Origin of the sequence: Sphingobium sp. WTD-1 (assembly GCF_030128825.1) — a bacterium.
GTDB lineage: Bacteria > Pseudomonadota > Alphaproteobacteria > Sphingomonadales > Sphingomonadaceae > Sphingobium.
The window spans coordinates 1,518,194-1,535,976 of sequence record NZ_CP119127.1; the positions used below are offsets into that span (position 1 = coordinate 1,518,194).

20 protein-coding genes are annotated in these 17,783 nt (G+C 63.4%); 14 read left to right on the forward strand and 6 right to left on the reverse strand.

Annotated elements, in window-relative coordinates:
• Window positions 1-8: 8 nt before the first annotated feature.
• The 4 genes from N6H05_RS07470 to N6H05_RS07485 form a co-directional block, all read right to left on the reverse strand.
• The gene (locus N6H05_RS07470; RefSeq protein WP_284113335.1) at window positions 9-3,197 is read right to left on the reverse strand and encodes an efflux RND transporter permease subunit; all 3,189 of its coding nucleotides are present in this window, start codon (window positions 3,195-3,197) and stop codon (window positions 9-11) included.
• Between the two features lie 114 nt (window positions 3,198-3,311).
• Complete coding sequence (locus tag N6H05_RS07475) at window positions 3,312-4,574, reverse strand: efflux RND transporter periplasmic adaptor subunit (RefSeq protein ID WP_284113336.1); 1,263 nt, start codon at window positions 4,572-4,574, stop codon at window positions 3,312-3,314.
• A gap of 3 nt (window positions 4,575-4,577) precedes the next feature.
• Window positions 4,578-4,991: a hypothetical protein gene (locus N6H05_RS07480; RefSeq protein ID WP_284113337.1), complete on the reverse strand. Its 414-nt coding sequence runs from the start codon at window positions 4,989-4,991 to the stop codon at window positions 4,578-4,580.
• A gap of 388 nt (window positions 4,992-5,379) precedes the next feature.
• Window positions 5,380-5,991 carry a TetR/AcrR family transcriptional regulator gene (locus N6H05_RS07485; protein ID WP_026109006.1) on the reverse strand — a complete coding sequence of 204 codons (612 nt, stop codon included), beginning with the start codon at window positions 5,989-5,991 and terminating at the stop codon, window positions 5,380-5,382.
• 274 nt (window positions 5,992-6,265) lie between these two features.
• Here N6H05_RS07485 and N6H05_RS07490 point away from each other — a divergent pair, with 274 nt between their 5' ends.
• The 9 genes from N6H05_RS07490 (at window position 6,266) to N6H05_RS07525 (ending at window position 14,779) form a co-directional block, all read left to right on the forward strand.
• Window positions 6,266-7,486: a tyrosine-type recombinase/integrase gene (locus N6H05_RS07490; protein WP_284113338.1), complete on the forward strand. Its 1,221-nt coding sequence runs from the start codon at window positions 6,266-6,268 to the stop codon at window positions 7,484-7,486.
• A 135-nt stretch (window positions 7,487-7,621) separates the two neighbouring features.
• Window positions 7,622-7,810, forward strand: coding sequence for a helix-turn-helix domain-containing protein (locus N6H05_RS07495; protein WP_284113339.1), 189 nt, complete (start codon window positions 7,622-7,624; stop codon window positions 7,808-7,810).
• Window positions 7,811-8,079: 269 nt separating this feature from the next.
• Complete coding sequence (locus N6H05_RS07500) at window positions 8,080-10,158, forward strand: AAA family ATPase (RefSeq protein ID WP_284113340.1); 2,079 nt, start codon at window positions 8,080-8,082, stop codon at window positions 10,156-10,158.
• Window positions 10,145-10,978, forward strand: a complete 834-nt coding sequence (locus tag N6H05_RS07505) for a hypothetical protein (RefSeq protein WP_284113341.1) — start codon at window positions 10,145-10,147, stop codon at window positions 10,976-10,978. Before N6H05_RS07500 ends, N6H05_RS07505 begins: the two co-directional genes overlap by 14 nt.
• Window positions 10,902-11,069 carry a hypothetical protein gene (locus tag N6H05_RS28245; RefSeq protein WP_502958961.1) on the forward strand — a complete coding sequence of 56 codons (168 nt, stop codon included), beginning with the start codon at window positions 10,902-10,904 and terminating at the stop codon, window positions 11,067-11,069. The genes N6H05_RS07505 and N6H05_RS28245 overlap by 77 nt, the downstream gene beginning before the upstream one ends.
• A 199-nt stretch (window positions 11,070-11,268) precedes the next feature.
• Complete coding sequence (locus N6H05_RS07510; protein ID WP_284113342.1) at window positions 11,269-11,625, forward strand: hypothetical protein; 357 nt, start codon at window positions 11,269-11,271, stop codon at window positions 11,623-11,625.
• Between the two features lie 3 nt (window positions 11,626-11,628).
• The gene (locus N6H05_RS07515; RefSeq protein ID WP_284113343.1) at window positions 11,629-12,351 is read left to right on the forward strand and encodes a hypothetical protein; all 723 of its coding nucleotides are present in this window, start codon (window positions 11,629-11,631) and stop codon (window positions 12,349-12,351) included.
• 10 nt (window positions 12,352-12,361) lie between these two features.
• On the forward strand, window positions 12,362-12,628 hold the full coding sequence (locus tag N6H05_RS07520; protein WP_284113344.1) for a hypothetical protein: 267 nt from the start codon (window positions 12,362-12,364) through the stop codon (window positions 12,626-12,628).
• A gap of 9 nt (window positions 12,629-12,637) precedes the next feature.
• Complete coding sequence (locus N6H05_RS07525; protein WP_284113345.1) at window positions 12,638-14,779, forward strand: phage tail protein; 2,142 nt, start codon at window positions 12,638-12,640, stop codon at window positions 14,777-14,779.
• 106 nt (window positions 14,780-14,885) lie between these two features.
• Here the strand turns inward: N6H05_RS07525 and N6H05_RS07530 are convergent, their stop codons facing one another.
• A complete protein-coding gene (locus N6H05_RS07530; protein ID WP_284113346.1) occupies window positions 14,886-15,101 on the reverse strand; it encodes a hypothetical protein in 216 nt (71 codons plus the stop codon).
• A gap of 36 nt (window positions 15,102-15,137) precedes the next feature.
• Entirely contained in the window at window positions 15,138-15,512 is a 375-nt protein-coding gene (locus N6H05_RS07535; RefSeq protein ID WP_284113347.1) for a hypothetical protein, read from the reverse strand.
• A 307-nt stretch (window positions 15,513-15,819) separates the two neighbouring features.
• On the opposite strand from N6H05_RS07535, the gene N6H05_RS07540 reads away from it, so the two are divergent.
• The 5 genes from N6H05_RS07540 to N6H05_RS07560 all read left to right on the forward strand — a co-directional run bounded on the left by N6H05_RS07540 (window position 15,820) and on the right by N6H05_RS07560 (window position 17,640).
• Window positions 15,820-15,975 (forward strand): hypothetical protein, encoded by a 156-nt coding sequence (locus N6H05_RS07540; RefSeq protein ID WP_284113348.1) that lies wholly within the window; start codon window positions 15,820-15,822, stop codon window positions 15,973-15,975.
• Entirely contained in the window at window positions 15,975-16,610 is a 636-nt protein-coding gene (locus tag N6H05_RS07545) for a hypothetical protein (RefSeq protein WP_284113349.1), read from the forward strand. Before N6H05_RS07540 ends, N6H05_RS07545 begins: the two co-directional genes overlap by 1 nt.
• Window positions 16,607-16,813, forward strand: a complete 207-nt coding sequence (locus N6H05_RS07550) for a hypothetical protein (protein ID WP_284113350.1) — start codon at window positions 16,607-16,609, stop codon at window positions 16,811-16,813. The genes N6H05_RS07545 and N6H05_RS07550 overlap by 4 nt, the downstream gene beginning before the upstream one ends.
• Window positions 16,814-16,988: 175 nt before the next feature.
• Complete coding sequence (locus N6H05_RS07555) at window positions 16,989-17,321, forward strand: hypothetical protein (RefSeq protein ID WP_284113351.1); 333 nt, start codon at window positions 16,989-16,991, stop codon at window positions 17,319-17,321.
• Window position 17,322: 1 nt separating this feature from the next.
• Window positions 17,323-17,640 carry a hypothetical protein gene (locus N6H05_RS07560; RefSeq protein ID WP_284113352.1) on the forward strand — a complete coding sequence of 106 codons (318 nt, stop codon included), beginning with the start codon at window positions 17,323-17,325 and terminating at the stop codon, window positions 17,638-17,640.
• The last annotated feature ends 143 nt before the right edge of the window (window positions 17,641-17,783 follow it).

Sequence of the window (17,783 nt, forward strand, 5' to 3'; positions counted from 1 at the left end):
TTTTGTCCTCATTCGGCCGGCTGCAATGCCGCAGCATCGTCAGCCTCCGGGCGCCGGCGGCGGGCGAAGCGATCGCCCAGCGCGCGGCACACGACATAGAAGGTGGGGGTGAAGAGCAGGCCGAAGGCCGTCACGCCGGTCATGCCGAAGAAGACTGCCGTGCCTAGCGCCTGGCGCAGTTCCGCACCGGCCCCGCTGGCGATCACCAGCGGCACCGCCCCCAGAATGAAGGCGAAGCTGGTCATCAGGATCGGGCGCAGACGGGTTTGCGCCGCCTGAACCGCGGCCTCGACCGGGCTCAGCCCCTGTTCCTCTTCCGCCTGCTTGGCGAATTCGACCACCAGAATGGCGTTCTTCGCTGCGAGCGCGATCAGCACGACCAGACCGATTTGCGTGAGGATATTATTGTCCATCCCGCGCAGGTTCACACCCAGCATGGCCGCGAACAGGCACATCGGCACGATCAGGATGATCGACAGCGGCAAGGTCAGGCTTTCATATTGCGCCGCCAGCACCAGGAAGACGAAGAAGACCGCCATGCCGAAGACGATGCCTGCGGTGTTGCCGGCACTGATCTGCTGATAGGCAACGCCGGTCCATTCGCTGGCATAGCCGGCAGGGGCGGCGTCGGCGAGCTTCTCCATCGTGCTGAGCGACTGGCCCGACGAATAGCCCGGTGCCGTGTCGCCATCGATTTCCACCGCGGGCAGCAGGTTGTAACGGACCACGCGATAGGGGCCGGTCTTGTCGCGGAAGGTGGAGACCGAACCGATCGGCACCATCTGGCCGCTGTTCGACCGGGTCTTCAAGTTGGCGATGTCGGCCACGGTGCCGCGATGATCGGCATCGGCCTGGGCAGTCACGCGATAGGTGCGGCCCAGCAGGTTGAAGTCGTTGACGAAGGCAGAGCCGAGATAGACCTGCATCGCTTCGAACACGCGCTCGGGCGGCACGCCCAGCAGGTCGGCCTTGCGGCGATCGACATCCGCGAAGATGCGCGGGGTGCCGACGTCGAACAGGGTGTAGACCTGCGCCAGGCTGGGGCTCTGATTGGCCTTGCCGATCAGCTCGCCGGCGACCTTGTTGAGTTCCGCATAGCCGCGATCCTCCCGGTCCTCCAGCATCAGGCGATAGCCACCGGCCGAGCCGATGCCCTGGATCAGCGGCGGCGGCACCAGCAGGATGCGCGCCTTGTCATAGCCCGCAACCGCCTTGTTCGCCTGATCCATGATCCCGGCATAGGTGGCGCCTTCGGCCTTGCGTTCGGCAAAGCTCTTGAACGGGAAGTAGATCGCCGCGCTGTTGGGCGCCTGTGTCTGCGACGGGCCGTGGAAGCCGGCGAACATCACCGCGCCGCGCAGGCCCTTGATCGGCAGGATCTTTGCGGCGACCTCGCGCGTCACCTTGTCGGTGCGCTCCAGCGACGCGCCCGAGGGTAGCTGGACGACGGCGAGGAAATAGCCCTGGTCCTGCGCCGGGATGAAACCGCCGGGCGTCACCCAGAACAGGGCGATGGTGGCGGCGATCAGGCCCGCATAGGTCAGCAGCATCTTCTTGGGCCGGGCGACGAGGAAGCGGGTGAGGCGCGCATAGCCCGCGCTCATCCGATCAAAGCCCTGGTTGAAGCGATCCGCTGCCTTAGCCGCGACCTGGCGCCAGCGCGGCGCATTGTCGAGGTCATGGGCACCATGTTTGGGCTTCAGCAGCAGGGCAGCTGCAGCCGGCGACAGGGTAAGCGAGAGGATGAGCGAGATCACCGTCGCGGTCGAAATGGTGACCGCGAACTGCTGGTAGAAGGCACCGGAAATGCCGGTGATGAACAAAGTCGGCACGAACACCGCGCACAGCACCAGTACGATCGCGATCAGCGCGGTCGACACTTCGTCCATCGACACGCGGGCCGCCTGCAGCGGGCTCATGCCATTTTCGATATTGCGTTCGACATTTTCGACCACGACGATCGCGTCGTCGACGACGATGCCGATCGCCAGCACCAGGCCGAACAGCGACAGGTTGTTGAGCGAATAGCCCACCGCCGCCAGCATCGTCGCCGTGCCGATCAGCGAGACCGGGATCGCGATGATCGGGATGACCGCCGCGCGCCAGTTCTGCAGGAAGATGAGGATGACGATGACGACCAGGATCACCGCTTCGAACAGCGTGTGATAGACGGCGTCGATCGACTGGCTGATGAATTCGGTGGGGTTGTAGATGATGCTATATTCCAGGCCCTTGGGGAAGCGCTTGGACAGTTGTTCCATCTCCGCCTTGACCTTCTCCGCCGCGTCGAGCGCGTTGGAGCCGGGGCGCTGCATTGTCGCGATGACGACCGTCGGCTTGTTGCTGAGATAGGTGTTGGTGCCATAATCCTGCGCGCCCAGCTCGACGCGGGCGACATCGCGCACGCGCACCTGATGGCCATCGGCGTCGGAACGGATGACGATGTCGGAAAACTGATCGGGCGTGGTCAGGCGGCCTTGCATCTCGACGCCAAGCTGGAAGGCTTCGCCCCGGTCATAGGGCGGCTGGCCGATCGAACCGGCCGACACCTGGACATTCTGTGCCCGCAGGGCGGAGACGATCTCGCCTGCGGTCAGGTCCAGCGCGGCGGCGCGATCCGGATCGATCCAGATGCGCATCGCATAGTCGCGCGAACCGAACAGCTGCACGTCGCCAACGCCGTCGAGCCGGGCCAGCCGGTCGCGCACCTGGGTCAGGGCATAGTTGGAGATATAATCGCGGTCATAGGTGCCGTCGGGCGATTGCAGGTTCACGACCATCAGGAATTCGGGCGTGGTCTTGCGGGTCACGACGCCCAGCCGCTGCACCTCTTCGGGCAGGCGGGGGATGGCGACCGCGACGCGGTTTTGCACCAGCACCTGCGCGGCATCCAGGTCGGTGCCGATCTTGAAGGTGACGGTAATGACGACCTTGCCGTCACCGGTCGACTGGCTGCTCTGATAGAGCATGTCGTCGACGCCGTTGATTTCCTGTTCGATCGGCGCGGCCACGGTCGACGCGACCGTTTCGGCCGATGCGCCGGGATATTGGGCGGAAACCGTGACCGTGGGGGGCACGATGTCGGGATATTGGGACACCGGCAGGCCGATAAAGGCGAGCGCACCGACCACGGTGATGACCACCGCGATGACGGCGGCAAAGATCGGCCGGTCGATGAAGAAACGGGAGAAACGCATCGGATCATCCTTTGCGAACGAGCGAAAGGGATACCGCGCGATCCGGCCGGGCCGGATCACGGGCTTGGGATTTCGTTTGATTGGCCCCACCCGTGTGAAGGGTGGGGTCAGTGCTTACCGGGCGAAGGTGGCCTGGGCGGCGACCGGGGCGGCGCCGTCGACCGGGGTGACGGGCGCCGGGGTCGGGGTGATCCGGGCCGGCTTCACCGCAACCTTGGCACCGGGCATCGCCGCCTGGATATTGGTCACGACCACCCGGTCCTTGGGATCGAGGCCGCTGCGGATGATGCGCAGCCCGTCGACGATCGGGCCAAGCTCGACCGGCTTCACCGCGACGCTGTCATCCTTGTCCACCACCAGCACGGTCTTGCGTGCCTGGTCGGACTGGATCGCCTCGTCCGGGACCAGCAGGGCATTGGCCTTGCCGCCATTGGCCAGGCGCATATTGCCGAACAGGCCGGGGGTCAGGAAATTGCCCGGATTGTCGAACACGGCGCGGATGCGGATCGTGCCTGACCGGGGATCAAGCCCATTGTCGGTGAAGTCCAGACGGCCCTTGTGGTTATAGTCCGCCTCATCCTGCAACCGCACCTCGACCGCGCCGCCATTCTCCTTGTCGCGCTGCGACTTGAGATAGAGCGCTTCGGACGCATCGAAGTTGAAGTAGATGGGGTCGAGCTTGTTGACCGTGGTCAGCAGCGACGCGGTGCTGCCTTCGCCGCCCGACACCAGATTGCCGATGTCGACTCGGCGATCCGACACGCGGCCGGAAATCGGCGCGCGCACCTGGGTGAACTCGACGTCCAGCGCCCGGCTGCGTTCGCGGGCCTGCGCGCCGGCGAGGGCGGCCTGTGCCGCCTGCAGACGCGAGCGGAGCGAGTCCACTTCGCTGGCCGACACGGCTTCGTCGCCGGTCAGTCGCTGGACGCGGCCATAGTCATTCTGGGCCAGCAGCAGCGCACTGCGGGCGGAGGCGACGCTGGCCCGCGCTTCGGCCAGAGCCGCCTGGAACGGGCGCTGGTCGATGGTGAAGAGCAACTGCCCCTGGCGGACGAAATCGCCGTCGCGGAAGTGGATGGCGGTCACCGCGCCCGACACGCGCGGGCGGATTTCCACCGTCTGGCTGGGGGCGAAGCGGCCGACATAATCATCCCACTGGGTCACGCTGCGGGCGAGCGGCGCGGATACGCCGACCGCCGCCAGCGGGGCGGCCGCAGCCTGGGCCGACGGGCGGTCGACCAGCTTCCAGCCGATGCCGAACAGGGCGATGAGCGCGACGGCGGCGATGCCGCCATGCTTGCGCGACCATCGGCTTCCTGGTGGCGCGTGAATGTCCGACGCGGTGCCGTCGGCTGTGATTTTGGTGAACTGGTTCATGGATTAGCTCCGGGGGACGCGGGCGATGCGGCCCGCGCTGATGGTGGCGAGCAGCAGTTCGAGCTGCGCGGTGGAAAAGCCGGCCGCACGGAAGGCGGCGAGGGCGGAAAGCGACACGGCATAGCCCTTGTGCCATGCCTCGACGGCCAGGCGGCGCAGCGCCTCCAGCCGTTCGCTGGCCAGGGTTGGGCTATGTTCCTCGCCCCAGATCCACTTGCGCAAGCGAGCGAAGCGGCCGGGACCGCGCAGCGAGCGCAAGCCGTCGGTGCGGGCAAGGTCGACAATCTGCCATTCCTGGGCAGAAAAGTCGGTCGCCTGGGCCTCGACACTGATGGCGGGCACGGCGGGGGCGGGGCGGGCGGCGCCGACCGCCATCTGCGGACCGGCAAGTGCCTGGGCGAAATCAAGGAAAGCCATGGCCTGTTCCTTCCTGCTATCTGAAGCGGGCACACGGCCGCGCGCGGAAAAGCGCGGATCGCGTCCCGGAATAAGCGCCCGAAGATGCGGGCATGCGTCCTTGCGGCGCGAACGGCACAAACCGTCGCGAAGAGGGCGCAAAGATGGTGAATCAGGAGGAACCCGTTACCGGGAAACCGCCCCTTTGGGTGACGCTATCGTCGACAGCGCCGATGGTGGAATTGCTGCATGATGACCTCCCTGGGCTATACACCCAGCATCATTGTGTACCGCATGGTATATATTAACGGGGGCTGTCCCGTCAACCGTCTTTTTGTACCGGGAGGTATTTTATTTGCAGTGCGGCAATTTCAAGAGGCCGAGGCTCGCAAAAGCGAAATAAAATCCGCTATTTGCTCGGCCACATGGTGAGAGTGGTGTCGATCAGCTGTTCCAGCCGATCGCGCGGCACGCCAGCACCGGCCTGCACGGCCATGCCTTGGATCACGGTCGAGAGGTAACAGGCGAGTGCCTGGGGCTCGACTCCGGCGGGCAGGTCGCCCTCTGCCTGGGCGCGTTCAAACCGGTCGAGCAGGGCGCGGTCGGACGAGGCGCGACGGGCCAGCACCTCGTCGCGGATACATTCGGAATGGGCGGTGCCGCCGACCGAACTGATGACGCCCATGCACCCCTGGGGATCTTTGTTCCCGGTCTGGATCGCCAGTGATCCGCGCAGCATGCGCTCGGCCACGGCCTTGGCCGTCGGGGCCTCCAGCGACGACTTCACATAGCAGAGCTTGTCGCGCTCATAGAGGTCGAGCGCCTTGCGGAACAGCGCTTCCTTGTTGCCGAAACAGGCATAGAGGCTGGGCTTGGTGATACCCATCGCTTCGGTCAGTTCCGCCAACGATGCGCCTTCATAGCCGCGCCGCCAGAAGACCTGAAGCGCAGCCGCCAGGGCTTCCTCGGGATCGAACTCCCGCGGGCGGCCCCTGCCACTCTGTGTTGCCGTGATTTCCATACCGACCGGTATATAGGGATGATGGCCGCCGGCGTCCATAGGGCGCGCAACATCATCGCTGGTCAGCTTTTATCTGATAGGGGAGAAATTGGATGCCCGACAAGGATTATAACTTGGCTTGCATCAGCTTGCACTGACCTGCACCGAATTGCAGCGGAATGGTCAGAAATTTCGCCGTTTTTGACATTTGAGCCAGCATCGAGTTGCATTGACTTGCAGCGCCTTGAAGCCCACAAATGTGGGAACAATTGGCGCTGAAAGGGAATGGCTTCCTATGGGCAAGCTCACTGACATGAAGGTAAAAAACGCCAAGCCCGGCATTCATGGTGATGGGGACGGGCTTTATCTGCGTGTGAAACCGCCAACCGAGGCTCAGGCTAAGCGCGGCGAGAAATCTGGGGCTAAGTCTTGGGTTCTGCGCGTCCAGCATATGGGCCGGCGCACGGACATTGGTCTGGGCGGATTTCCCACCGATCTGACGCTGCGTGAAGCGCGCGACAAGGCGCATCATCTGCGCAAGCTGGCTAGGCAGGGCAAGAACGCCATAGCTGAACGCGATCGCGAGAAGGTGGTGATCCCTACCTTTGCCGATGCTGTCGGACTGGCCCATGCTGAACTGTCCAAGGGCTGGAGCGAGAAGCATGGCGACGCCTTCAAGGCGTCACTCAATGAACATGCCGTGCCCAAGCTCGGCGCCAAGCGCGTCGACCAAATCACGACTGCGGAGGTCATCGCCGCCCTGTCACCGATCTGGACTGAAAAGCCCGCGATCGCGTCGAAGGTCCGCGTGCGCATCATGCAGGTGCTTTCCTTCGCTCGCGCCAAAGGGTGGCGCACCGCTCCGCTGCCAGAGGCACGCGAACTGCGCAACGGCTTGGCGCGGCAGCCCAAGGGCAAGAACTTCACTGCGATGGATTGGCGGGAGGTCCCGGCCTTCTTTTCCGACCAGCTCGCTCGGGAGGATACGGCTGGGCGCCTGGCGCTGCTGTTCACGATCACGACGGCGGCGCGCTCTGGCGAGGCCCGTTCGGCGCGCTGGGAGCATATCGACATCGAGGCGCGGACGTGGACGCGGCCGGGCGAGCTGATGAAGTCGGGCGTGAAGCATGTGGTCACGCTCAATGATGCCGCGATCGGCATCCTGGAGCGCGCCCGGCCGCTGTCCGGTGGCGAGGGGCTTATCTTCCCTGGCACCAAGGGGCAGAAGCTTTCCGACATGACGCTGAGCAAGGTCATGCGCACGGCGAAGCGAGATGAGACGGTCCACGGCTTCCGTTCCAGCTTCCGCGATTGGGCAGCCGAACGCATGCCGACGATTCCCGCGATGGTGGCCGAAATGGCGCTGGCGCACAGCGTCGGCACGAAGACGGAGCAGGCCTATCTCCGGACGGATCTTCCCGACATGCGCCGGGCGCTGATGGATGGCTGGGGGCAGTTTCTCGCCGAATCCCTATCGAGCGTCGGCGGCAATGTCGTGTGGATGGAGCGCGCATGATGCCGGACGTACCAGATCGGACAGTGCGTGGACCCCATCCAAAAAGAAATAATAGGAAAGCCACGCGCATGATAGTTGCGCAATGCTGGGTTTCGGCATATCAATGTTTCAGCACCAAGTTGAAGGAAGAGACGGATGGCTACCAGCCCCCTCACTGCCGAAAGGCTTTCGTACAGCGTGACCGACGCCGCTCACGCGCTGGGGATCAGCGAGCGGTCGATCTACAATCTGATTTATGGTGGGAAGCTGCGCCGGATGAAGATCGGGCGCCGTGTCGTGATCCCGGCGGCCGACTTGCGCTCCATCCTAGAAGGCACGGCATGAGCGATGGGCCATACGAAAAACGCCTTCGTCCATAGGGACAAAGGCGCTCCTGTTCTCTCTGGCGGGTCGAACAGGAGCGATCATAGCACGGCTTCCTCAATGCGCCATACGGAAATCACGTATGAGCCTTTCGGCTGCGGCTTTGATGTCGTGGTGAAGCCTCAGATTGTGCCTGATGGTCAGGGCTGGGAGTTTCGCACTCACGCTCAAGCGGTTGCTTGGGCTCAGTCGCTGGGCCTGCCGGTCGTGGATAAGACGGGAGGGCAGGCATGACCCTCGCGCAGGATATTACCCGGCACTTCAATGGCGATTGGCGCCGCGATCAGGGCTTTATCCCGACGCCTGGCAATAGCGCGAAGGATCGCGGCACAACCGTTCGCGACACCGACGACGGCGACGTTGTGTTTCACAGCTTTAACGGCGGCGACTGGAAGGCGATCAAGGATGAGTGCCGCGCCAAGGGCTTGCTGCCGGAGCGCCAGCGCCTGCCCGATCAATGGCGCGTGACGGGCACATATGAGTTTGCGGATGCTGACGGCTCCGTCCTTTATCGGACCGTTCGAAAAGAGCACCCCGCCAAGCCCAAGCGCTTCGAAGCGCAGCGCCCGAACGGCAAAGGCGGCTGGTTGAACAAGTTGGGCGATTGCCCGCGCGTGATCTACCGCTATCCCGAAATCAAGGCGGCGATCGGCAAGGCTGCTGTCACCGATGAACCGATGCCGACCGTCTATCTGGTCGAGGGTGAGCGCAAGGCTGACAAGCTGGCCGGCTGGGGCTTCCTGGCGACGGCGGTGGCGTTCGGCGCGCAGGGCTGGCGCAGGAGCTATGCCGAGGCGCTGGAGCGCTGCAATGTCATCATCCTGCCCGACAATGACGACGTCGGCCGCGCCTTCGCCCAGAAGGCCAGTGCTGATCTGGAGGCCGCCGGTTGCTCGGTGCGCATCATCGACCTGCCCGGCCTGCCGCCCAAGGGCGATATCATGGACTGGACCGGCAGCGCGGATGATCTGCGCGCGTTGGTCAGCGAAGTGCCCGCGCTTGTGGATGCGGATGACTGGCCGGAGCTTGACCTTGCTGTCTGCGCCAAATCCAAGGCACCCGAACGCGAGTGGCTGGTCGACGGCTGGATTCCGGCCAACAAGGCGACCCTGCTGGCTGGCGATGGCGGCGTGGGTAAATCGCTGCTCGCGCAGATCAAGGCCACGTGCGTCGCGCTGGGACGCCCTTTCATGGGCATGCCTACGCGCCAGGCCAACGCCGCATATCTGAGCTGGGAAGATGACGCGGACGAGCTGTGGCGCCGCCAAGAGGCCATTTGCGATGTGATGGCGATCCCGCTCGCGCAACTCGCCGGCAAGCTGTCCCTCGTATCCTATACCGAGGAGGAAAACCCCTTCCTTGTGACTGCTGATGAAACCGGTGTCCGCGTGTCTCCCTTGGGGCGCAAGATCGAGCGGCTGACCGAGCGCCGCGATATCGCCCTGCTCATTCTGGACAACGCCTCCCAGATTGCGGGCATAGACCATAATGCCGTCGATGAGGTCGCGCCGTTCGCGCACTGGCTGGGCACGCTGGCGAAGCGTCGCAATGGAGCCGTTGTGCTGCTGCACCACACCAACAAGGCAGGGCAGGATTATCTTGGCTCTGTCGCCTACAATAACCAGTTCCGCTCGCGGATGCTCCTCGCCCGGCCGGATGAATGCCATGACCCTGATGTCCGCATTCTGACGAACCCGAAGGCCAACTATGCTCAAGCCGGCAATGGCGTGGAGCTACGCTGGTTCAAAGGGGCCTTCATTCGCGACGAGGATCTGCCGGAGAGTCAGCGCGCAGAGCTTGCCGATGTGGGCATCGCCAATGTCGAGAACGCCCGCTTCCTTGAGTGCCTGGAAGCGTCGACGCGCGATAAGCAGGCCGTCAGCCACCACAACGGCACCAACTATGCGCCGACCATCTTCGCCCGGATGCCCGAGGCCAAGGGCATGACGGCGAAGGGCTTTGAGCGGGCCATGCAGCGGCTGCGCAGCCTCCAGAAAATCAAGTTCGACCAGCCGCTTTGGAAGGGTGCCAACAGGGTGATGAAGCAGGGCATCAAGCTGGCTGACGGGCTTGCCGAAAGTGCACCGACCCCCGCATCGACCCCCCGCATAACCCCCTGCACCGACCTGCACGAACCCCCTGCACAAGTCATTGAAAACATTGCACCGACCCCGCACGCTCTTACCCCCCTTTATACTACGTATAAATCGGGCGCCGCCGCTGAGGCTGGCGCGCCCGTAGAGGATGATGGGCTGGACGAAAGCGGGGACATCATCGGGTGGAATGACAAACCCCATGGAGGCCGCTGATATGCCGAGGAAGAAAGCCGCTACCGAAGTCGCCAAGGCTGCCCCTGCCGAGCAGACCCAACTGGACCCGCGCGAGAAGAAGGCGATGACCGATGCTTTCGTGGCCTACAAGCAGCGGCCGGTGCGGGTGAGTGTCGAATGGCGCGACACCCCAGACGGCTTTCGCGCTCACTCGCCCCATGACGCCGGAGCGCTTCACTCAGCCCATATGATGAATGCGATGGGCACGGCATCGCCGGCGTTCATGATACGAAACTTCCAGTCGCTAGAGGCCGCGGTGCGCGCCCGAAACGAAGAACGTGGAGATGAGGCCTACAGCATCAACGCGGCTCTCGCACTGGTTGAGGCCATCGCGCCACAAGACGAGCTGGAAGGTTCTCTCGCCCTCCAGATCGCAAGCAACCATGCCTTGACCATGGAGATGCTCTGCCGGGCGAAAAGCACCAGCGATGTCGAGCATCTCCAGATGTACGGTAACATGGCGGTCAAGCTTCAGCGGACCTTCACTGCCCAGATCGAAGCCTTGGCGAAGATGCGCGGCAAGGGCCAGCAGACCGTCCGGGTCGAGCATGTCACTGTTGCGCCAGGCGGGCAGGCGATCGTGGGCGATGTCCACCACTACGGGAGGGGGGCGGCCTCCCAATCCAGAAACGAGGATCAATCTCATGCAACCGGAAATTCTGGCGGCGGCCCGGCGCTGCCTAGCCCGAACCCGATCGGGGAAGCCGTGCCAATCGCCAGCGGTGAAGGGCCGGAGGCGGTGCCGCATGCACGGCGGCACAAACCCCGGCGCGCCAGCGGGAAATCAACGCGCGACTAAACACGGCCTCTACTCCGCGGAGGTGATGGAGATGAGGGCGAGGCTCGCGGAGATGCGTCGCGAGTGGCGAGATCTGCAGGGCAAGATATGAACAATAATAAGAAATAAACATTCAAAATAGATAAGATAATTGTTGCTTAATTACGTGTTTGTTCTAGCCTTTGAGGCGCTGAGGCAGGGAGCATCAACCCGATCCTGCCTCGCCCCCGCTTCTGCATGGACCCGAACTTGCTGAGGCGCTGAACAAAGAACCGCCGCGTCCCAACGTCGCGGCATGACGGAGCAAGCTCATGACCAATGTGATTCAGCAGTTTCTCGCTGGCCGCGCCGAAAGGCAGGCGAGCCATATCACCAACGCCGAACAGCCAGTCACGCGCGCGGAGTTCAATACCCTGGTGCGCGCCGTCCATGGTCTGATCGAGGATGTCGACGCTGCTCTGTCGCCCGAGAAGCTGACGGCGACCATGAATGCAGCGTTTGGCGAGGCGATGAAGGGCCGCGCGCCGATCGCCAATGCCCGGCGCGGCAATCCGCTGAGCCAGTATCTCGCCCCGTCCGATGATGACGACGGCCAGGCGATCGCCAATCAGCGCAATGGGCGTCCGGCCGCCAACAAGCGCCTCTATCTCGCGCCCGAGGGGGACTAAGCCATGGACCTGTCGAATCTGAGCCGTAACACGATGTTCGGCAAACCCTTCCCTGTGCCTGGTCAGACCGCGCAGCCTCAGGCGGCGATCGACCTGACGCATGTGCTCGATCCGGCCGAGTTCTGGCCCGATCCGATGTCGTGTCCCGACTGGCCGATGGAATATAGCGATAGCTTCTCCACGCGCCGCTATGAGGGGCCGCGCGGCAAGGCTGGCGCCGAGATGCGGATGCAGATGCTCGGGAGCGCCCTCAACCGCGGCGCCGCCAGTCTGCGCAAGCCGACGCAGGAGGAGCGGGCATCGGAATTTGCGCGAATCTTCAAGCGTGCCGGTTCGCCCTTCTATCGCTACGGCATCAATGACCTGTCGGCGCGCGATCGCCTGACCGAGGATCAGGCTCGCATGATGGTCGATGCCCTCCATGTTCGCGGCTATCTCCGCAAGCTGGAGGCGATCGAGGCGCAGCAGGAAGAGGCCAGGAAGGAGCGCCCGCGCGCCGAGGCCCGCCAGACCCTCGCCAGTTACCGCAACACCGTGGACGCCAGCACCGAGGAAATCGCGGCGCTGGCGGAGGCTGCGGCCCGGCATCAGCAGCGGATCGATGATGAGAAGGCGTTCAACCGCTCGCGGATGCTGCGCCAGAATCTGGAGACGCTGCACGCCAATGCGGTGACGGCGGCGCATGTGCTGGGCGAAGAGGCGCCGGCGCGCCCGGCTTTCGGCTGAGGAGGCAGGCATGAAGCAGTTCAATCTCTCGTCCGCCGAATGGACGCAGATCGTGCCGCCTGACGGGGGCAAGGACGTGGATATTCGTCCGCTGGTGGGGGCGTGCCTCACCAGCCTCCATGTCCCCAACGAGCGGGGCGCGGCGACGCTCTCGATGCCGCCTGTCTCTGTTCAGGACTGGGTGTGGACCGGCCGCGAGGTCACTGCCGGCATCGCGGTCTATGCCAAGGGCGTCGGCGGTCCTGCCGTTGTCGCTGTCGGCGCTCTGGCCAGGTAGGGGCGCCAGTTGGGCTTCGTCAAAAAACTGGTCGCGTTGGTCGCTATCGCGGCGCTGACCTATTACACCTTCGGTGCCGGCGGCTTGGTTGCATCCGGCGCCCTGGGTTCTGGCTTTCTTGGCGTGGCGATCGGCTCGGCAATTGTCGCGGCCGGCACCTACATCATTCAAACTGCGCTCATGAGTTCGGGCCGGGCGCCGAAGATGGATGCGGGCAAGGTCAATGTTCGCATCTCCGATCCCCCGCGCTGGCTCCATTGTGGCCGCGCTCGCTCAGGCGGTGGCGTCGTCTTTGGCGAGTTCGATGCCGAAGGGCGATTTTGGTATGTCGTGATCCATAGCGACGAGATCCTGCACGCCCCCTACAGCTATTTCCTCGATGACGAGCCGGTCACGCTGGGAAGCGACGGCTATGTCCAGCAAGCCGCGTTCCGCCTGAAGACGAACAAGGATCGCGATCCCGCCGAGGTCGACGGCGAAGGAAAAGGCTACGTCCGCATCTGGACCACGACCTACAGCGCGACCGACCCCGTGCCTCCCCGCATTGCTGCCCTGGATGCCGCGCTAGGCACACTGTGGACCCCAGATCATAAGCTGGTTGGGACGACGTTCTCCGTCGTGTGCATGGACGCTATCAAGATCGAGCATCGCCATAAAATCTATCGCTGGCGCGGGCCGTTTGGGATGGGCGAGCCAGCCGTGAGCATCGTGGGCGACTGGAGCAGCGCCTATGACCCCCGCGACCCGACCCAGACGCTGGGCAACCGCGCCAGCTATAAACCGACCCGAAATGCCGCGCTCGCATGGGCCTGGTTCAGGACGCATCCCTTTGGTCGAGGCAAGGCCGAAGCGTCGATCAACTGGGAGCGGATCGCTCAGCAGGCCGACATATGCGATCAGACTGTCACTGGCATCGAGGGAACGCAGAAGCGCTATGAGGCTGCCCTTGCCATCGTGGACAGCAAGCGCCGCGCGGATGCCGAGCGCGAAATCCTCCTGTCCTGCGACGGGCAGCTGGTGTTTGACGAGGATGGGCGATCATGGGTCCGGGTAGGCCATTGGGAGGCCCCGGCGCTCGCGTTCAGCCGTAATCGCGACATCATGGCCATGTCGAGCGTCGAGCCTCAAGACGGGGAGAGCGAGACGCAAGGGGTGATCGTCAATTATGTCGAGCCGGATGCCAACTATACCACCCAGCCATCGGCCGCCTGGCTGAACCCGCTTTACTACGATCCCCTCTCGACGCCCAAATTCCTGACGGTCGACGTTCTGGCTTGCACCAATCACAATCAGGCCATGCGTTTGGCCAAGGCGATCGGCATGCGGTCGCAGCCAAGGCATAAGATCACGCCAGTGGTGAATCTCCGCGGCCTGCAGGCACGGCAACAGCGCATCGTCACGATAAATTACGACAACACCTTCGCGGGCGACTATGAAATCGCCACGAATGTCGAGCTGGATGCATCTGGCATCATGACCGGCTTCGGCGCAGTCCCTGTCGATCCGGCGCGCTGGACTCTACTGCCGGGCGAGGAGGCGCCCAAGCCTGTCGTTGACGGGACATCAGGCACAGTCAGCTATCCCCCCATCACGGGCGAGAATGTCTATTATGCGGACTCGACGCTGCGGATCGACTTCCCGGTCCTGGCGCGGGACGATGCAGCCTATGTCGCCGAATATATCCCGACCAGCGCCATCACGGGCGCCGAAACGGACCCATGGACCCCCATGGCGATCAACGAGGTTACGGCGGTCAGCGCGACCGTTCCGGCCGGTGACAGCTATACCGTGCGCTATCGCTATGTCGTCGGCTCTGGCGCCGGCTCTTCGTGGGAATATAGCGTCATCTCCCCCGAGACGCCCATGCCGGCGCCTGAGGGCCTGACGGCGACCGGCGGGGTAGGGCAGGCTGTTATCAGCTGGCAGAACCCGCAAGACCTGCGGTTCAAGTCCTCCGACACCTGGCGCGGCTCTACGGCGGATTTTGGATCGGCCACCAAGATCGTGGCGAACTATCCCGGCGGTGTGGGCCAGGTTCAATCCGTCACAGACACTGTGGCGCCGGGCGTCTGGTATTATTGGAATGTCGCGACGGATGGGGCGACGGTCGAATCTGCTCCTGCCGGCCCAGTGAGCGCGACCGTGACCTGATCAGTTAGCGCGGCGAGGTCGGGAATCCTCGTCGCGTAGGAGCCGGGGGAGGTCGCTGCGTCCCTCTCCCGGCTCTGACTGTTCACATATGTATACGCAGGTCAGCTCAATAACTGCGCGGGATGTCGGGCATCGAGTTACCCTGCGCAATCGACAAGATGAAGAAGATGCCCGCCGCGACGTATGCCGCGCGCGCCCATCTTTTGGCTGACTCTATGTTGTGTTCTCGGCTTTCATGGCTCGATGCAGCGGCGATAAACACCAGCTCCTTGCCTTTGAAAATGAGATAGACGCACAGCATCCATAAAACGATTTGGATCATGTTCCCCCCTTGATGATGATAGGCAGAATAGCCGGCTTATTCTTCCGGCTTGAGGCCGACGCACTGCTTCCACGCACCGCCGACCGTGCCGAACTGCTTGCGATATTCGATCCGGCTGCCCGTGCCTTCGGCATAGACTGAGAAGGCCATGGAGACAGCGCCGTAGCCGTTCTTGATCAGCACGACGCGCGAACCGTCGTCGCGGGGCATGGGAGCGGTGTTGTTCTTGTTGGCCAGGCAGAATGCAACTTCATCCGCGCTCTTGGTCGAATGAAAAACTTCCTTCGGCTCTTTGCCCATCACCTTGTTGGTCGATGCGCAGCCAGTAAGGCCGAGCGATGCCGTAAGAACGGCCGCCGCGATATACTTCATGGAACCCCCACATGCTGCGGAATGCAGCGCCAGGATCATGAATTTGGGCGGCCGATTCGTCTATAGGGTTGATGTGGTGCTAAGCCCCAGCTCGACCAGCCGGCGGATTGCTTCGCTTCGGGGCGCACCTACGCCGTCCGCATAAGCCTCAATTTGCGCGGTCAATGCCGGCGGCGATCGGAAGGTGAGAACGGGATCTTTGCCCGTTGCTGGTCTACCCTTCTTTTTAGGTATTACTTTTTCTGTTGACGTCATAGAAGAAGGGTATTACCTAAAAGGCAGAACGGCGCAAGGCTCCTACACCTCGCGCCGCTCCTAACCGCAACGATCAAATGGAGTGATCGAAATGGCTAAGACCGCCATACCCTTGCGTTCGCCTACTGTCATCCCGGCGCCGGCTAAGACTATCATCAATAGCCAAAACCTCGATCGCTGGATCGCTGAGCTGCTGCGCTCGCCTGTGTCCATCGATTCCACTGTCTCGATCCAGAGGGGGGCGTGATGACTGATCGCCGTCACTTTCTCACGGCAGCGCTGATCGCGCCTGTCGTCATCTCCGCACCCGCCATCGCCGCGCCGGAATTTGTCTGCGCTCCCGCCAGCCCAAGCGCCGAGCTGCTGGCTCTCATCACTGAATATCGCGCGAAGGCTGACGCCTGCACCGCGCACACGTGCAACGTCTATTCGCCGACGCACTCCGCCTGGCAGGCTGAGGTGGAAGCGATCCCGCATCTCACCACCAAGACTGGCTATCAATATCTCGGTGAGGTTCACCAGCTATCGACCGATCGCCGTGGCCATGTCGCCGCGGCAAAGTCGGCCGCGAAGCTGGCTCCTGGCGGGCTTTGGTCGGCTGAATATGAAGCCTGCTGCGCCGAGCTTCGCGATCTGGTGGCGAAGCGGGAGGCCCAACAGGTCGCCCTCGATCTCAAATATCAGATCAATGCATTGGGCAATGAGAATGACCGGCTGGGCGACGTTGCCTATGATGTGCTTTGCGAGATCGAGGACTTCCCGTCCCGCACGATCGCTGACCTGCTCACCAAGCTCGACTTGATCGATGAGACCGCGGGCCAGCTCGATATCGACATGGTACGCCGTGACCTGCGCCGGATTGCTGGGGAGGCCGTAGCATGAGCACCTTCAACCCCACCGCATGGGTGCAGTCCTTCATCAGCGTGGGCGGCACCATCATGCTCAGCGCTGACGGCGTGCGAGTTGGCTATGCGCCCGAGAATGAGGCCGCCACGGAAGCAGTGAAGTCGATCGGCCGCGATCCGGGCAACTGGAACGCTGTGAAATCTGCTCTTGGTGCGTTCGTCGGGGAGACTGAGGCATGAGCCAGATCATCTGATTCCCGACGCACCGCGACACGGCCCAACTTCCAGCCAATGCCTCCGATATTGAGGAGGCGCGCTATCGGGTCCGATCCTCCCGCTGGAAACTGGCATGGTGGGAGGCCGAACTGGCCGCGCTCACCGTCGGCGCCGCCGCCAATGATCGGAGGGCCTGACCATGATCCTCTACCGCCACAACTATGCCGCGCTGGCATTCGTGCCGAAGCCGCGGAAGCGCAAGCCGATCCTCTCGCTCCGGGCTGGTCGCCGTCCTGGCAAGCGGTTCCGGCCGCTGGATGCCCCTATCCGCACGACACGGCCGGCGCTTGATCTCCTGCCCCGCATCGATCGGCTCATCATGGCGCACGGCCTCAATGACACGAGGATCGGGAGGGACGCGGCCAGTGACCCCAATCTGGTTCACGACATCAGGGGAGGGCGAAGGCTGCGCGACGCCACGCGCGGGCGGCTGGTCGCTTACCTCGATCGCATCGAGCAGGGAGGGCGCTGATATGGCCAGCAAAGCGCCCAAGGCGATACCCTACCGCCCGCGCCACCGTCGCACCTGGCTTCGCCGCCCCGACCGTCGCCGGCACCAGCCGCCGCCGAGTGTGGCAGCCATGCTGACAGCCCTGCCGGCGCTGCGTCGACATGACCTCGCAAGCATTGCTCATCGCGCGATCGATCGCATGGATGAGATCGACGGCGACCCAGATCGGGAGGAAGACGACTGGCCGGGCGGCAATGTCGAGGATGAGGGGCAAATGCGGTTCGTCATCGCGGACTCGGCGCCTACCGGCCTGCCTGCGCATAGGATGGCCGAAGCGTAGCTTCCCCCAAATTTGGGGAGGTCGATTCGATAATCTGTAGGATTTTTGCCAGCACCACTTGAGCCGGTTAGCCATCAAGCACCCGGCACAAGTGGTGCGCTTGTGTGGGAGCGAAATTCAGCCGCGCCGAATTATCGAGGATT